General features: G+C 59.3%; 11 protein-coding genes. 3 read left to right on the top strand and 8 right to left on the bottom strand.

The genetic code is table 11. The annotated features are described in order from the left end of the window. Nucleotides 1–16 precede the first annotated feature (16 nt). The 5 genes from mnmE to rpmH form a co-directional block, all read right to left on the bottom strand. Complete coding sequence (mnmE, locus tag P3T23_RS05190; RefSeq protein WP_429315111.1) at nucleotides 17–1417, bottom strand: tRNA uridine-5-carboxymethylaminomethyl(34) synthesis GTPase MnmE; 1401 nt, start codon at nucleotides 1415–1417, stop codon at nucleotides 17–19. A gap of 298 nt (nucleotides 1418–1715) precedes the next feature. Further along, nucleotides 1716–3386, bottom strand: coding sequence for a membrane protein insertase YidC (yidC, locus tag P3T23_RS05185; RefSeq protein ID WP_429315110.1), 1671 nt, complete (start codon nucleotides 3384–3386; stop codon nucleotides 1716–1718). 30 nt (nucleotides 3387–3416) lie between these two features. Continuing rightward, nucleotides 3417–3647 carry a membrane protein insertion efficiency factor YidD gene (yidD, locus tag P3T23_RS05180; protein WP_133649746.1) on the bottom strand — a complete coding sequence of 77 codons (231 nt, stop codon included), beginning with the start codon at nucleotides 3645–3647 and terminating at the stop codon, nucleotides 3417–3419. A 73-nt stretch (nucleotides 3648–3720) separates the two neighbouring features. Continuing rightward, nucleotides 3721–4197, bottom strand: coding sequence for a ribonuclease P protein component (gene rnpA, locus P3T23_RS05175; protein ID WP_429315109.1), 477 nt, complete (start codon nucleotides 4195–4197; stop codon nucleotides 3721–3723). A gap of 31 nt (nucleotides 4198–4228) precedes the next feature. Further along, entirely contained in the window at nucleotides 4229–4363 is a 135-nt protein-coding gene (rpmH, locus tag P3T23_RS05170) for a 50S ribosomal protein L34 (protein ID WP_004198824.1), read from the bottom strand. A gap of 392 nt (nucleotides 4364–4755) precedes the next feature. On the opposite strand from rpmH, the gene dnaA reads away from it, so the two are divergent. From dnaA to gyrB, 3 genes are all read left to right on the top strand, one after another. Then, a complete protein-coding gene (gene dnaA, locus P3T23_RS05165) occupies nucleotides 4756–6294 on the top strand; it encodes a chromosomal replication initiator protein DnaA (protein ID WP_429315108.1) in 1539 nt (512 codons plus the stop codon). Nucleotides 6295–6516: 222 nt separating this feature from the next. After that, a complete protein-coding gene (gene dnaN / locus P3T23_RS05160; RefSeq protein WP_429315107.1) occupies nucleotides 6517–7620 on the top strand; it encodes a DNA polymerase III subunit beta in 1104 nt (367 codons plus the stop codon). Between the two features lie 113 nt (nucleotides 7621–7733). Next, a complete protein-coding gene (gyrB, locus tag P3T23_RS05155; protein ID WP_429315106.1) occupies nucleotides 7734–10205 on the top strand; it encodes a DNA topoisomerase (ATP-hydrolyzing) subunit B in 2472 nt (823 codons plus the stop codon). Between the two features lie 1039 nt (nucleotides 10206–11244). Here the strand turns inward: gyrB and P3T23_RS05150 are convergent. The 3 genes from P3T23_RS05150 to P3T23_RS05140 all read right to left on the bottom strand — a co-directional run bounded on the left by P3T23_RS05150 (nucleotide 11245) and on the right by P3T23_RS05140 (nucleotide 17104). Further along, nucleotides 11245–11808, bottom strand: a complete 564-nt coding sequence (locus P3T23_RS05150; RefSeq protein ID WP_429315105.1) for a type II toxin-antitoxin system VapC family toxin — start codon at nucleotides 11806–11808, stop codon at nucleotides 11245–11247. Nucleotides 11809–11918: 110 nt separating this feature from the next. Continuing rightward, complete coding sequence (locus P3T23_RS05145; protein ID WP_429315104.1) at nucleotides 11919–13007, bottom strand: hypothetical protein; 1089 nt, start codon at nucleotides 13005–13007, stop codon at nucleotides 11919–11921. Nucleotides 13008–13126: 119 nt separating this feature from the next. Further along, nucleotides 13127–17104 carry an ATP-binding protein gene (locus P3T23_RS05140; RefSeq protein WP_429315103.1) on the bottom strand — a complete coding sequence of 1326 codons (3978 nt, stop codon included), beginning with the start codon at nucleotides 17102–17104 and terminating at the stop codon, nucleotides 13127–13129. Between the last annotated feature and the right edge of the window lie 249 nt (nucleotides 17105–17353).

The raw sequence follows: 17353 nt of genomic DNA, 5'->3' as shown, positions 1-17353 counted from the left end.
GATGTCCCCCGAGCCATCACTTCCCGATACAAAATCGACTAAAAATCACCCCCAGAAGATCATCGGAAGTAAACTCACCCGTGATCGAATTCAGCTGCTCCTGCGCCAGCCGCAACTCTTCGGCGAAAAGATCGAGTGCCTGCGCATTTTGATCCGCGTGCTGCGCGGCCATTGCGAGATGCTCCTGCGCAGCGCGCAGCGCAATCAGATGACGCTCGCGCGCCAGATACACGCTCTCGGCGCCCGCCTGCCATCCGGCGATGCGTAGCAGTTCCGCCCGCAGCAGCGTGATCCCATCGCCCTTTTTAGCCGAAAGCCGGACTTCACGCAGATCCGCACCCGCGACATCGTCGATCGTGTTGACTGATGGTCCGACATCCGTCAGATCGGTCTTATTCAACACGCGCACGACGGGCACGCCTTGCGGAAAACGCGCCGCAATGTTCACGTCCTCGTCTGTCATGCCGACGCGAGCATCGAGCAGATGCAGCACGACATCGGCGCGTTCGATCTCACCCCATGTCCGCTCGATGCCGATCTTCTCGACCTCGTCCTGCGTTTCGCGCAGCCCTGCCGTGTCGATCATATGTAGCGGGATGCCTTCGATCTGGATGGTCTGCGTGACCTTGTCGCGCGTCGTGCCGGCGATCGGCGTGACGATCGCCAGTTCCGCGCCCGCAAGCGCGTTCAGCAGCGACGATTTGCCGACGTTCGGCTGCCCCGCCAGTACCACCGATAAACCTTCGCGCAGCAGCGCCCCCTGGCGTGCTTCGCCGAGCACGTGTGCAAGCCGCTCGCGAATGCGCGCGAGCTTGCCGCGGGCATCGGCGGCTTCGAGAAAGTCGATTTCTTCTTCCGGGAAATCAAGCGTCGCTTCGACCAGCATCCGCAACGTGATGACCTCGTCGACGAGCGCGTGGATGTCGCGCGAAAACGCGCCGTCGAGCGAACGGCTCGCCGAGCGTGCGGCCGCCTCGGTACTTGCCTCGATCAGGTCGGCGACTGCTTCGGCCTGCGCGAGATCGAGCTTGTCGTTGAGAAAGGCGCGCCGTGTGAACTCGCCCGGTTCGGCAAGCCGCAGGCCGAAGGCGCGGCCGGCATCGATACAGCGTTGCAGCAGGAGTTGCAGCACGATCGGGCCGCCGTGTCCCTGCAGTTCCAGAACATGCTCACCGGTGTACGAATTCGGCGCCGGGAAATACAGGGCGATGCCGCGGTCGAGCGCATTGCCGCCGCCGTCGAGGAACGGCACGTAGCTCGCATGCCGCAGTGCCAGCAACTGGCCGGTGAGAGCCTGCATCAGCGGCGCGGCGGCGGCCTCGCCGGCGCGGCCAAACGAGATCCGCACGACGCCGATTCCTCCGCGACCGGGTGCAGTGGCGATGGCAACAATCGGATCGGAGTCGTTGGAGAGCATGGTGGCGGATCGAAGAAACAGGACCAAGAGGTGGCCGCGAGCGGAGATCGTGCGGCGCCAGGCATTGTAACGCGGGCCTTCCCGGTGCTCGAAGCCGGGCGCGAGGAAACCACAAGCGGTGCGAATATCTGAGAGGTTTTCCGATGGCCCTCGAGCGATTCGCGCCGTTCTGCGTCGCCGCCGGTAGCGCGCAGCCGCATACAGAACCCGCAAAAAAAGCCGTCCGGCGCAAACCGGGCGGCTTTCTCATTCTCGTGGTGAACGGACCGGAAGTCCGCGCCGTTCACTCAAACTGGCATCAGGCGGCTTTCTTGGTCTTGCTCTGACCCATCATCCGCGTGATGTAGTACTGCTGCGCGATCGACAGCACGTTGTTGACCACGTAGTACAGCACGAGGCCAGCCGGGAAGAAGAAGAACATGACCGAGAACGCGATCGGCATGAACATCATCATCTTGGCCTGAACCGGATCCGGCGGGGTCGGGTTCAGCCTCGTCTGCAGGAACATCGAGACGGCCATCAGCACCGGCAGGATGAAGTACGGATCCTGCTGCGACAGATCCTGAATCCACAGAATCCACGGCGCACCGCGCATTTCCACCGACGACAGCAGCACCCAGTACAGCGAGATGAACACCGGAATCTGGATCACGACCGGCAGACAGCCGCCGAACGGATTCACCTTCTCGGTCTTGTACAGCTCCATGAGCGCGGCGTTCATCTTCTGCGGATCGCCCTTGAAGCGTTCGCGCAGCGCCTGCATGCGCGGCGTGATCGCTTTCATGCGCGCCATCGACTTGTAGCTCGCCGCCGACAGCGGGAAGAACACGGCCTTGATGAGGACCGTCAGCAGCACGATCGACCAGCCCCAGTTGCCGACATAGCTGTGGATCTTTTCGAGCAGCCAGAAGAGCGGCTTGGCGATGATCGTCACATAGCCGTAGTCCTTCACGAGTTCCAGACCCGGCGCGATGGTTTCCAGATTGCGCTCTTCTTCCGGACCGGCGAAGAGGCGCGACGACACGGTAACCGACTGCCCCGGCTGGATCGTCGACACCGGCTGCTTCACGCCGACGCGATACAGCGACGGATCGATCTTCTCGACATAGATGTCGCGCTTCGCGCCCTGCTGGGGAATCCAGGCTGACGCGAAGTAATGCTGCACCATCGCGATCCAGCCGTTGTCGGCCGCCGTCGCGTAGTTCGCCTTGTTCTTGTCGATGTCGCTGAAATCGATCTTCTGGAAGTGATGCTGGTCCGTGTAGACAGCCGGCCCGATGAACGTGTGCGAGAAGCGCGGCGTTTCGACCGGCTGGCTGTCACGCACGAGTTCCATATACAGGGTCGGCGACACCGGCGTTGTGCCGACGTTGACGATCTTCGTGTCGACGCCGATCACATAGCTGCCGCGCGTGAATGTGTAGGTCTTCACGACCTTCACGCCACCGCGAACCGGCGACTCGAAGCTCAACTGGAACGACTTCGCATCGGCCGGCAACTCGGTCGGCTGACCGGCGACAGGCGTGAAGATATCGTTGTGGTTCGGGAAATCGCCACCGAGCAGACCTGTGCGCGCCAGATACGTGTGGCTCGCAGTGTGGTCGAACAGCGTGATGTACTGGTCAGGCTGCTTGCCGTCGCCTTCCTTCACCAGCGACAGCTTCGACAGCGTGCCGCCACGCGTATCGATCTGGCCGGAATAGACGTCGGTGCGGAAACTGACCAGCTGCGACGTCTGCGCAGCGGGCGCGGTCGCGCCACCCGGGGCGGCAGCCGTGCTGGCCTGCGGCAGATCGACGGACGGGGTGCCAGATGCCGCCGTGCCAGGCGCGGCGCCTGGAGCGGTCTTCGTCACCGACGTGTTCGGGAAGAACATCGACGGGCGTCCGTGGTCGCGTTGCCAGTTGTCGAACAGCATGACCGCTGACATGAAGAAGATGACCCATAGGACGGTGCGTTTAATATCCATGCGTTGTCTCAGTGTCGATGGAACGGCGCGTCAGCGCTTTTCAGAAGTGGGAGGCGGGACAAGATCGATGCCGCCCGCAGAAAACGGATGGCAGCGGCACAGGCGCCTGGCGGCGAGGTAAGTACCGCGCGCGGCGCCATGATACTGGATTGCTTCGCGCGCGTAATCCGAACAGGAAGGGTAAAAACGGCACCGGTTGCCGAGCAGGGGGCTCACGGCAACCTTGTAGAAACGCAATAACGCGAAAAGTACCGTTTGCATGGCAAGTGCGGCCAGCCTGCGCCGCGCTACATAGAGTGGCAGTCGACCCTACCGCAGACAGGCCGCGAAAGCGTCATTCCGTCGCGGGCATTTCTGCCGGCGGCGCCTGACGGCGCGCGATTTCGCGAGCCGCTTTGTCGAGCAGTGCTTCGATCTCGCTCTTGCACAACGTTTTCAGCGACGGTGACGAAGCGGCGGGCATCGCTTTCCTGTCGAACTTAGTGTGCAGGCGAAGCAGCACATCCCAGCCCCCGAACTCCGCGCGCCGCAGCCGGAAGGCTTCGCGCGCGATGCGGCGCACCAGATTGCGGGTGACCGCGCGCGGCGCATATTTCTTGCCGATCACGAGGCCGAGGCGCGCTTCGTTGCCCGTCGGACGACCGTAGACGACGAAATAAGCAGACCGGCGCCACGGGCGCAAACGAAAAACGGATGAAAATTCATCCGTTTTCAGTAGCCTTGCGGCTTTGGGAAAGGCGGCTTGCGCTCGCAACGGAACTGAGCCCTGCTGCGGCGCCCCAGCCGTTCCCGCAATGCGGGCGTCGGACATAGCGCGCAATCGTCGCAACAGCGCGTCAGCCTTAGATGGCGAGGCGCTTGCGGCCCTTCGCGCGGCGTGCGTTGATCACTTTGCGGCCACCGGCGGTCTTCATGCGAACGCGGAAGCCATGGGTGCGCTTGCGGCGCGTCACGGAAGGTTGGTAAGTACGTTTCATGTTGCTCTCACTTTGCAGAGAATTAACCGCGCGAGCATCGCGGAAAGTGCAATGGCCGGTGGTTCAAAAATTGGTTTTCGCGGAACCCGCTATTTAAACCGGTTTTCTCTTGGTCGTCAATAGTTTAGAGAGGTGTTCCACAGGTTGGACATGCGCCCCGTCATTGATCGGTCCCTGTGGATAACTCCCTTCGCGGCGTTGTTTGGCGGTAGAATCTCGCCTTACTTCCCAAAAATCATGCACGCCGCTCCGGCTCGCTTGCCCTCCGCAAACCCTTGTGGCACAAGCACCTGGAGCCTGTCCGCTCGGCTGTACCGGGCCTTGTCGCGCCTCCGGTGGGAGGCGCGACAAGGGCGGCCGCGGGCCGCTGTGCACAAAACTATAGCAACTCGATGAATGATTTCTGGCAACACTGTTCCGCACTGCTAGAGCGTGAGCTCACGCCCCAGCAGTACGTGACGTGGATCAAACCGTTGGCCCCGGTCGCCTTCGACGCCGATGCAAATACCTTGTGCATTGCCGCGCCTAACCGCTTCAAGCTCGATTGGGTGAAAAGCCAGTTTTCGGGTCGCATCGCTGATCTGGCACGCGATTTCTGGCAAGCGCCGGTCGATGTCCAGTTCGTTCTCGATCCCAAGGCCGGCATGCGCGCACCCGCGCCGCAGCCGCGCACGATGCCGATGAATTCCGGCGCGGCAGCCGTGGACGCCGCAGTGGGCGCCGTCCAGGCCGCGCACGCCGCCCGTGCGGGCGCCCATGCCGCACACGCCACCGCGACGCATACCGCCGACGACGGCGCCGACCTCGACCTTCCGAGCCTCGACGCAAACGAAGCCGCCGCTGCCCGCCGCACGTGGCGCCCGGGTTTGGGCCCGAGCGCAGGCAACAGTGAAAACGACTCGATGTACGAGCGTTCGAAGCTGAACCCCGTGCTCACCTTTGATAACTTCGTGACCGGCAAGGCGAACCAGCTGGCACGCGCCGCGGCGATCCAGGTCGCTGACAATCCGGGCATCTCATACAACCCGCTGTTCCTTTACGGCGGTGTGGGCCTTGGCAAGACTCACCTGATTCATGCGATCGGCAACCAGCTGCTGATGGACAAGGCCGGCGCGCGGATCCGCTATATTCACGCCGAGCAATACGTATCGGACGTGGTGAAGGCCTACCAGCGCAAGGCGTTCGACGACTTCAAGCGCTACTACCACTCGCTCGACCTGCTGCTGATCGACGATATCCAGTTCTTTTCCGGCAAGTCCCGCACGCAGGAAGAGTTCTTCTACGCGTTCGAAGCGCTGGTCGCGAACAAGGCGCAGGTGATCATCACTAGCGACACATACCCGAAGGAAATCTCGGGCATCGACGACCGCCTGATCTCGCGCTTCGACTCCGGCCTGACGGTCGCGATCGAGCCGCCCGAGCTGGAAATGCGCGTCGCGATCCTGATGCGCAAGGCGCAGTCGGAGGGCGTGAGCCTGAACGAAGATGTCGCGTTCTTCGTCGCCAAGCATCTGCGTTCGAATGTGCGCGAACTGGAAGGCGCGCTGCGCAAGATCCTCGCGTATTCAAAGTTCCACGGCCGCGAAATCTCGATCGAGCTGACGAAAGAAGCGCTAAAAGACCTGCTAACCGTTCAGAACCGGCAGATTTCTGTCGAAAACATACAGAAGACGGTCGCTGACTTTTACAACATCAAGGTCGCCGACATGTATTCGAAGAAGCGACCGGCGAACATCGCGCGGCCGCGCCAGATTGCGATGTACCTGGCGAAGGAGCTGACGCAGAAGAGTCTGCCGGAAATTGGCGAGCTGTTTGGGGGGCGGGATCACACCACGGTGCTGCATGCGGTGCGCAAGATTGCCGACGAGCGCAGCAAGGATGCCCAGCTGAACCACGAGTTGCACGTTTTAGAGCAAACACTCAAAGGTTGAGCGGGCGACCCGGTAAATTCGATCTGTTTATTTCGCAACTCGCCCCCAATTTAGTGGAGCGGTTCCGTTTTCAGGCACAATACAGGTTTAACCGCCCGGCGGCCGCGGGCGGATTTCACGCCGTGACTGGCGCAGCGTGGCGCCAGCCAGCGGGGGGCGGGGCCACGCGCAATACAGCTGCCGGACGAGGCGCGCAGGCCGTCACATCAACGAAGGAACTCTATGCAACTGGTCAAGACCGAACGCGATAACCTCCTCAGGCCGCTGCAAACTGTGAGCGGCATCGTCGAACGCCGCCATACGTTGCCGATCCTCGCCAATTTGCTGATTACCAAGAACGGCCCTGACGTGTCGTTCCTGTCGACGGACCTCGAGCTTCAGATCACCACGCACGCCGATTTCGGTGTCGGCGGTGAATCCGTCGCTACCACGGTCGCGGCGCGCAAGCTGCTCGACATCCTGCGCGCCATGCCGGAAGGCCAGGTGAGCCTGACCCTGTCCGACAAGCGTCTCACGGTGCAATCCGGCAAGAGCCGCTTTGCGCTCCAGACGCTCGCCGCCGACGAGTTTCCGACGGTCGCTCAGGCAAAAGACTTCGGCGCGAACCTTTCGGTTCCCCAGAAAACGTTCCGCCAGTTGCTCGGCATGGTCCACTTCGCGATGGCGCAGCAGGACATCCGCTACTACCTGAATGGCATGCTGCTGGTGGTGGACGGCGACCAGCTGATGGCAGTCGCGACCGACGGCCACCGTCTGGCGTTCTCGTCGATGAAGATTGAAGGCTCGTTTCCGCGTCAGGAAGTGATCATCCCGCGCAAAACGATTCTCGAGCTGCAGCGTCTCCTGGAAGACATCGACGACGTGCTGAAGATCGACATCGCGCCTACCCAGGTGAAGTTCACCTTTGGCCAGGTCGAACTGGTGTCGAAGCTGGTGGAAGGCAAGTTCCCCGACTTCCAGCGCGTGATTCCGAAGTCGCACAAGAATACGTTTGTGATCGGCCGCGAAGAGTTGCAACGCTCGCTGCAGCGTGCCGCGATTCTGACCTCGGACAAATTCAAGGGCGTGCGCTGCATCATCGAGCCGGGCCAGTTGAAGATCATGTCCACCAACGCCGACCAGGAAGAGGCGCAGGAAGAACTGGAAATCGCTTACGACGGCGACAGCGTCGATATCGGGTTCAACGTCACGTATCTGCTCGACGTGCTCGCGAACCTGAAGGTCGACATGCTGCAGGTGAGCCTCGGCGACGCCAGTTCGAGCGCGCTGATCACGATTCCTGAGAACGACGAATTCAAGTACGTAGTGATGCCGATGCGCATCTGACGCGTTCGACAACAAGAAGACACCAAGGGGCGCAGTGCCCCTTTGGCGTTTTTATGGTGTTTTGAAAAGTCCCGAGCAGTAACGAAGCAGTAACGCAGAACCGGAAAAAATCCATGACTGATACGAACAATTCGCAACCCGATAACAGCTACGGCGCCTCATCCATTCAGATCCTCGAAGGTCTGGAGGCAGTGCGCAAGCGGCCCGGGATGTACATCGGCGATACGTCGGACGGTACCGGTCTGCATCACCTCGTGTTCGAGGTGCTCGACAACTCGATCGACGAAGCCCTCGCGGGGCACTGTAATGACATCCAGGTGATCATTCACGCGGATAACTCCATCTCGATCACCGACAACGGCCGTGGCGTGCCCACCGGCATCAAGCTCGACGACAAGCACGATCCAAAGCGCAGTGCCGCTGAAATCGTGATGACCGAGCTGCACGCCGGCGGCAAGTTCGACCAGAACAGCTACAAGGTGTCGGGCGGCCTGCACGGTGTGGGCGTGTCGTGCGTGAACGCGCTCTCTTCGTGGCTGCGCCTCGTCGTGCGCCGCGATGGCAAGAAGCACTTCATGGAGTTTCACCGCGGTGTTCCGCAGAACCGCGTGATCGAAGAAGTGAACGGCGAGCGCGTGTCGCCGATCCAGGTAGTCGGTGAGACCGAAAACCGCGGCACCGAAGTGCACTTCATGGCCGACGAGACCATCTTCGGCAACGTCGAGTACCACTACGACATTCTCGCGAAGCGTATCCGCGAACTGTCGTTTCTGAATAATGGCGTGCGGATCCGCCTGACGGATCAGCGCACGGGCAAGGAAGACGATTTCGCGTTCGTCGGCGGCGTGAAGGGTTTTGTCGAGTACATCAACAAGACGAAGAGCGTCCTGCATCCGACCATTTTCCACGTGAGCGGCGAGAAGGATGGCGTGGGCGTCGAAGTGGCGATGCAGTGGAACGACAGCTACAACGAAAATGTGCTGTGCTTCACGAACAACATTCCGCAGCGCGATGGCGGCACTCACCTGACCGGGTTGCGTGCGGCGATGACGCGCGTGATGAACAAGTACATTGCCGATCACGAGATTGCGAAGAAGGCGAAGGTCGAGACGTCCGGCGATGACATGCGTGAAGGGCTTTCGTGCGTGCTGTCGGTGAAGGTGCCGGAGCCGAAGTTCAGCGCGCAGACGAAGGACAAGCTGGTGTCGTCGGAAGTGCGTGCGCCGGTTGAGGATGTGGTGGCGAAAGCGCTCGAAGAATTCCTGCTGGAAACGCCGAACGACGCGAAGATTATTTGCGGCAAGATTGTCGATGCCGCGCGGGCGCGGGATGCGGCGCGCAAGGCGCGTGAAATGACGCGTCGCAAGGGTGTGCTCGATGGCGTGGGTCTGCCGGGCAAGCTCGCTGACTGTCAGGAGAAGGATCCGGCGAAGTCGGAGATCTATATCGTCGAGGGTGACTCGGCAGGCGGGTCGGCGAAGCAGGGGCGTGACCGGAAGTTTCAGGCGATCTTGCCGCTGCGCGGCAAGGTGCTGAACGTCGAGAAGGCGCGCTATGACAAGCTGCTTTCTTCGGAGCAGATCGTGACGCTGATTACCGCGCTGGGTTGCGGGATCGGTAAGGAGGATTACAACCTCGACAAGCTGCGTTATCACCGGATCATCATCATGACCGATGCTGACGTGGACGGCGCGCACATCCGGACGCTGCTACTCACGTTCTTCTATCGGCAGATGCCGGAGATGATCGAGCGCGGGTATATCTATATTGCGCAGCCGCCTTTGTATAAGGTGAAGGCCGGGAAGGATGAGCGGTATCTGAAGGATGCGTCCGAGCTGAATGCGCACATGTTGAAGCTTGCTCTCAACGGGTCTGAGCTTCTGGCTTCGGAAGGGGCTACGCCGATTGCTGGGGATGCGTTGGGTGAACTGGCTCGGTCTTATCTGTTGGCACAGGCTGTGGTTGACCGGTTGAGCCGGTTGTATGACGCAGGAGCGCTCGAGGCCGTTATGGATGGCGTGACGATCGATCTTTCCAGTGAGGCTTTTGCTGAGGCTTCTGCGAAGGCGCTCGAGGCCAAGCTGCGCGATGATGCGTTGAAGCCTGAGGTGACGGTGACTGCGATGTATGACCCGGTGAGGGAGATGCGGTCGCTGAAGGTGTCGAGGACGCATCACGGGAATCAGAAGGTTTCTGTGCTCGATGAAGAGTTTCAGTTGACTGCAGACTATCAGCAGCTTTTGAATACGGCTAATACGTTCAAGGGTTTGATCGGCAATGGAGCGGTGATCAAGCGCGGAGAGCGGAGCATGGCTGTTACCGACTTCAAGAGCGCCATGAAGTGGCTGATTGCCGATGCTGAGCGGAATGTTTCGAAGCAGCGCTATAAGGGGTTGGGTGAGATGAACCCCGCGCAGCTTTGGGAAACGACGATGGATCCGAATGTGCGGCGGTTGTTGCGCGTGCAGATTGAGGATGCGATTGCTGCCGACGGCATTTTCACTACGTTGATGGGTGACGATGTTGAGCCGCGGCGGGCGTTCATCGAGTCGAACGCGTTGCGGGCGGGGAATATTGACGTTTGAGCGTTGTTGTAGATAGGCTCATAACCTGAGAAAAACGGACCCATAAGCTGAGAAACTTATGGGTCTTTTTGCATTAATAGCTTGAATTTATGCGTGAGTCAGCGTCTCCCCCCATGCCTTGCAGGCCGATGTCGGCAAAACGTGGAATCTGGCGAAGTCGGTGACGGTGGAGTTAGCGACGCGATGGAGGCGGCTGCGTGTGTTCGCACCAAATGAAAGCGTTCCGCGACCTCTCGTAGAAGCGTTCCGCGGAGGGAGTCAAAATCCCCGCAAAGCCTTCCTGGACGGGGCGCGGAACGCTTTCACTGTGGCACTCGGTTTTAGCAAGAAAAACCGCGTCGCGACCCCTAGTGTAGAGAGCAATCGCAGGGGTTGAGTCGCTGCGGAACGCGTCTTCCCTCCTGGTATAGGCGCGCCGTGGCTCATGCCGCGGATTCCCCAAAAAGAAAGCCCTCGGGGCTTTCTTTTCCCGTCGGAAGGTTTCGTCTTTCGTGAATCCGTCGCCGCCGACTTGCCGCCGCCGCTTTGAAGAGTGGCAAGCCGACGGGACGCTTGCCGAAATAGTCAAACGGCTCGGTACGAGCGGTCGCAAAATTTCGCTGTGTGGCCGGATTGGCGCCACGGCTGCAAAGCCACCGGCACCGCCGAGCCCCGAGCGCCTTCGTGGCGCGTTCTGGACCAGCCCCGCATCCCGGCGCGCGCCGGAGTCAATGGCCTGACCGAGCTGTCGCCAACCTTACCGACGACGACCACACGGCAGGCGCGGCGCCATGCTCCGCCCGGTTGCCAACTTGTTTGCAGGCGTCGTGAACTGCTCCACAGCTGCTGCGCGGCCAGTGGGCATTCCTCTATGACGATGTGCTGCTCAAGCAAGACCTTTGGCATCAGCCGGCGCAAACGGCCGAATAGGTGGAAGACGGCGAGTTGGCCGGCGCTCCGTTCAATGTGCCGGCGAGTTTGCCGAAGGGATGGTCGCGACTGGCAGCACCGGTGTTCTTTTGCGTGTGAAATCGGAGCTGACTGACTTCTTTGAAGGAGCTCAGGATGGCTCCGGAGAGGGGTTCCCCGTTCCTCCGAATAATTCTGTAGCGTCCGCACAAAGCACACCAAATTTCTCTGCCACGAATCGAAGGTCCGCATCCCTCGTCAACAGTGTCATTTTATTTTGCAACGCGGTTTCCGCTATCAGCACGTCTTGCACATTGTTGGGCTTGCCACGGTTTCTTCCGTCGAGTTCCTCTCGAAGCGCTTCAAACTGCGTGCGCTCCGAACGCCACTTCGCCTGCCCCCACTCTGACACACCCCAGACGCCACACTCGGTCGGCACGACGCTTGTAGACGCTGCGGGGCAGGCCGCACCAGCCACAGAAATGCCCGCAACCGCAGAAGATGTCGGAGAGATACCTGTCGTTAATTCCGCGAAACTTGCTAACAGCGCCTCGCGTCGGGCGTCGTCGCGCGTCTTGTTGATTTCATCCCGCTGAATGTGCGTCGCGAAAAGTTTGTGCCCTTTCAATCGATTAGCGTCGATGCGACCATCAAGAAAATCGTTGAATACATTCGTGTCAAGCATGTAGCCGCCAAACGGCGCATCATCCGTCATCGCCTCGCTCCTTCATATCCCGTCCCCCCGACCAATCTCGTAGGGTGCCCCCCTTGATGGTCATCATCACCGACGCCGCCTGCGTACTCATGACCGCTTCAGGGTAAGTCTCAGTCTGACCGCGGCGAGCTATCCCCGCGCTGCTCAGTTCCTTTCTCCAACAGCGTTTGATGCGACGCAGTCTTTTCCAGCGCGGCAAGCTTCTTCTTGACGCCAATCTTTGAATCGAGGCCAAGTGCGGCGCGGTAAGCCTCAATTGCTTCGGCGGGCCTGTTCATCTTTTCCAGCAACTCGCCCTTGAGGCGATAGCCGCCCGCCAGCCATCTATCGTCTTGCCCCGGCTGGAAAGTCGCAATCGTTGCGTCAACAACACCGAACGCGCGCTGGAGTGCCTTATCGGACCCGTCCGCCTGGACCAGTTCGCCTGCCGCTCGGATTCGCGTCCACGGGTCGCCTTTGGTGAGGCGTGTGGTCATGAATTTCTTCGCGTCGAGAAACTCCCCCGTCGGAGAGTATGCGAATTTCCCGAGGTGGTTGATTTTCGCGAAAACGCGTTTGAGTTCACCGTGTTCGGTGTCAAACGTGTATTCCGAGCTCCAACCTGCTACAGGTGTGCACGACGCAAGCACACGCTGCTGCGTGACGTCATGTATCTCGAGGATGAAGCTGTCCTCGTTGGCTGAATTGCAGGTCTGACTTGCGACGTACCGGCCGCACGGCGAGATACTGAAGCCAGCTAGATTCGCCCTGTACACGCGTCCATACACCTGCGTGCCCGTCGAATCGAAAATCACCAGCCTGGAGGAAAGCTCCGAAGCCTGCCCGGCGTCATTCACCCCGAAAACGCCCGTGTCAGAGACGTCAACTGAGAAAGGTCGCTGCAGATTGTTGACTGTGGCGACAATCCGACCAGTCGTATTGTCGCGAAGCCGGACACTTCTTGGTCGCTTCTGCGAAGCGTCCGGACCCGGGTCCCAGTAACCGACAGACCAGTGCTTATTGGGCGAGTGTTGCGCCAGCCCGAAATCCACCAAGTCGTCAAACTTGGATGGGAGACGGACTGGCTTTGCGTCACGCTCGACAGGCGTTCTGGCAGTCACTTTCGGAGGCGGAATCTCCGGCACGGGCCGAGGCCCCGGCGCACGTGCGGGCCGGGATTTCAGTCCCAAGAACCCCAGGAGGTTTCTTAAAAGTGCCATGCAGTGCCCTCCCGTTTGAGGTGGTCCCAATGGTCACGCGTACTATGCGCGGTAGTCAACACCAGACATCACGGCGTGGCGTAGCACGCCGCTATTTATGGCCCTACTCATCGAAATGCTTAAGGGCGATAACGGTCAAACGATTCATGCAGTAAGCTGAACGTTTCGCCGTCGTAGCGGAGATAGGACCACGCGTCAACGCTCGCGCCATCCATTCTGCCCCGGTTGTGGAAACGCGCATATAAGAGATGCTGTCGTGTATCCGACAGAAATCGACATAGCAGGTCGCGGCGCAGATAAAGTCCATAACGTCGTTCCGCATCCAGATAGAACGCGGCAAGCTCTCCACTGCGGTCTCTCCAACCGGACTGTTTGTCCCAAGTCAAATCGAGATGCTCGATGAATGCTGGCGCGGGAACATGGAGGTTCGCCTGCCGCTCATCGGAGGCGTAGTCGTAGTCCCACTCTCTACCTCTCATCAATTCAACTTCAGCGGACAGAAGACCGTTCGACCCGAGATATACGTGCTCCTGAGCCACACACTGCTTAAACGGTGCCGACCGAGGGTATTCAGCAAAGAAAGCCCTATAACAGTGATTTCCTTGAGAGTTGAACGCATGTGTCTCGGTCAAAAACCGCTTGCTGACACTCCGCTCTGCCGAAATTATTACGCACGCGTAATCCACCGTCACGTACCGGTGCTTGCTAGTACCGAAATCAGCATCGTCTTCGCGCTCGTTGTCCGTTGCGTAGAACGAGATGCACACCCATTCCCGCCCGTCTGGGGATGTGCGTTGAAGACAGTGCTCGTGGGACGTGAGGTCGCCATGGTCAAGCCAGGCGATATCGCTTATCGTCGAGGCGTCGGGAAACGGATAGCGGGCATCTCCCAAAACGGTCTCTGGGTATGATTTGAACTCGGAGATATCTCGAACGTCGGTGACGTCAACCTTCCGCAACTCGATGTTCCAGAAATCCTCATCAGCAAGCGGCGGCTCGGAACCGTAGGTGGCTTTCAGCGGGACGTTTCTTGCCAAGATTCCCACGAGACGGTGTAAAGCTATCCAATAGTATTTCTTTCCTAGCCGTTCCGCGTGACCCGCGCGTGCGCGACCAAAGCCGTAAACATTCTGAATCTCACGGTCATAGCTCACCGCAAGGTTGTTTTCTCCTGGGTATCCCACCTTGATTGCCTCGAGCATCATCCACGAAGCAACGTTCTCTGTAGATATTCCCGCTGCGGCCAGGTCGAACCTTCGGAGCTTCGACAAAACGACGTACCGCCAGAAATCGGTTCCCATGTCACCGCCAAGCTTCATATTGCCAGGCAGATGTTCAATCTTGGTCATCGCCTCTGCATCAACGTAACGAGGCCAGCGTTCCGGCATTTCGAGCGGAACGCGAAATGTGTCTACGCGGGTCACGACATCGGGCAGAAGCTGCATGGTCATTGCAAGCTGCGCAGCAAGCATCCTTACTGTCTCACGCACCGTTATGTTTGCAATCCCGAAGGCAGGCGCCGCCAATTCATCCAGCATGCCTACGAAGTCGGCTTGCCGCTCTCCTGCCAGGAGGCACGCGCTGTAGACAGCCAGTGTGAACGACTCAATTATGTAGTCGTCGTCAGACTCTTCCACCAGGTTCGCGATTTGCCCGGCGAGGAAAGGATAAAGGTTAAAAACACGTGTCAGGCCCTTCGTGGCGTGGTCGCGCACACGGCGGTCGGCGCAACTCGTTGCCCACATGAGGACAATGCATAGAAGTCGCCGGCTCTCCTCCGGCCATCGAGCAATATCGGCCCGGAGTGCCGCCTCCAGTATCGACCTGACGACGCCGTTCCCGTCATAGGAACGATACAGCGTTCTAGATAGGTAAGCATCACGTGAGACCAGAATCTGACTGCCAAAGAGCCGATGCAACCAATCCGCGTTCAAGCCGTAGTCTGGCAGCAGTGACACTTTGAATGCGGTCTCATACACTTTCTCCCAAAGGCCATGCGAAAACAGACAACGGCGAAACGCTTCCGTGGTCGCATGCGAAACGCTGTTACGCGAACGCCAGACGATGCTCTCAACCAATGCGGCGCTAGCGGCTTCTTCGTTGACCGCAAGCGAGGCGTCGGTTATCTCAATGCCTGCGCGCTCGGGAAGTATTGCCGCGACAGCCTCCAGTAGCCCCGCGTCTCGGGGAAGGAGACGGCCCAGTTCACCCCGAAGCTGGGAGACATCAAGCGAACCGTCCGCCGTGCAGCGTTCAAGAAGGTTTATTGCTTTGAGATAGTCACCATACTTTTGGTAGCCGAAACGAACGGACCAGTTGTCGTCGCCATCCTCAGTCAGCATCAGCAGGCCCTCCCGGCGCATTTCGTCTAGCATCACCCCGGGTGTAATCTCGTCGGCCAGGATTGGGATTAACGACGCCGCAGCCGCCGCATAGTCGACGCCTTCTCCAGACTCTGATGTCCACGCTTGCGATATCGCAAGCATGCAGCGCCGAACTTGATTGGCCGGATTCGAAAATCCAAGCCGGGCCCGAATCGCAGAGGTACAGAGGGCCATGTACCCTTCGAACAGGTCTGTGAAGCCCGGTGCTGACAAATCCAAAGATTCACCGCCCTTCGCCTTGACGGTTTTGCATGCGAGATGGAGCAGCAGCGGATTGCTGACCTCATCGGAAAACAAGGGGGTGATTTCCTGTTTCAGTCCGTAAGCTGCACAAAATGCCTCTAACGCTTCGACCTGCCGACCGTCAAATCCACGATGTTTGAAGGCGAATCCCGGAAAACGAGCGTCCACAACCAAGTCGCGATATGTGTCTCGTGTAGAAACACAGACGAGAAGTTGGGGGTACGGGTCCAGCTGCGTCAAGAACTCAGGAAGCTTGTCTTTCCAGCGGGCCGCATTGGGACTCTCGTTGAGCGCGTCGATAAAAATGACGAACGGCAGGCCTGTCGAGTACGCGCAAGCAGAAAGGCATTCGAACAATTCATCTCGACTGACTCCCCCACCGAAGCCCAGTTTGGTTCGGATAACCTCCCAAGGCTCACCGCCCGAGAAGTCGTCTCCGAAAACCACAAGCGAATAACCACCTGAGTCGAGTCTCCGCTGTGCCGCGCTTACAAGTGCGTGTGTTTTCCCGACACCCGGTGGCCCTTCCAGCAACAGAGACCTTGCTGTCGACGCTCGCACTGCAGGAGTCTCCAGCAGCCTACTCAGGTCAGTGATGTCCTTAACCGCATCGCGGCTCGCGTCAAGATTGCCTGCAGGGAAGGCAACCATGTATTCAGCTTGAAACTGTCGGAAGCTTGGCGTGTCTTTTTCCGGTCCGTGCTTATCGCAGAATTCCTGATACTGTCGCCGCTCTGCCTCTTCGGCCAACGACAGGAGGGTGCGAAGAGCGTCTTGTAGCTTGTCCACAAGATGACCTACAAACCTGAGGGTGCGGCTCTCCGTGAGCAAATCGACGATGACAGAGAGAGTCGCGATTGCTGACGTGCAATCGTCAACGCTCAAGCACGAAAACACATCTTTCCCGCGCTTTAGGAGGCCCGCGAATTCCGAGCGGAACCGAGACACGTTGCTGCGCACCCATTCATCCGGGGACGCGACGCGTCCGAAGAAATCCAGCGCCAGGTGTGCTTCGGTTTCCACATCAAGAAGCGAGGAGAACCGAGGACCTGCAAATGCCTTCGCCTGTTCGATACCGTTCGCAATCTGACGCTCCGGCAACACGGAGTCATTGAACCAATATCTGCGGACCCCGCCGTTGCTGTCGATTGATAACAGCTTACGCAAAACCTCAGCACCGGCGACAAGAATTATTTGGATTCGTCGCCCCTTCGCGGCTGATGCAGCTTCCTCCTCAGCCTTCCATGCATTGAACCGGGAGGTCTCACTCGTTCCCCGTCGTCCACCCGAACGTATGCCGGTCAGGTCAAATGGGATGTAGAGGTGGTATTCCTTAAGTGTCGGATAGTTTTCCAACGCCGTGCGGTATGAACTCTTTATTTGCGAGAATTCGCTAGAGCCCAACTGAAAGAAGTACTTTGCCTGTAACCCGCAAACGTCACCCGACGCGGCCTCGAAATACGCTTCCACACCTCCATCGCCACCGTCACCTCGGAGTGGGACGAATTTGTCACTGGATGTCGTGGTTGTCGCGAGCTGGAACAACAGTACGCATAGAGCTTCAAACGAGTCGCGCTTGCTCCTCGGCTCTGCTCGAATCTGATGGAAATCGACGGTGGTCACGGGATGATATTGAGCTCGGAAAGATTAACTGTAGCTGCGGACGGCCTAGTCATGAAGGACTTCCCATGAACGCCATCATGCGGTGCTCGATATGTT

Source organism: Paraburkholderia sp. GAS448 (assembly GCF_050435685.1).
Lineage (GTDB): Bacteria > Pseudomonadota > Gammaproteobacteria > Burkholderiales > Burkholderiaceae > Paraburkholderia.
This window is presented reverse-complemented; position numbering and strand designations above follow the sequence as displayed.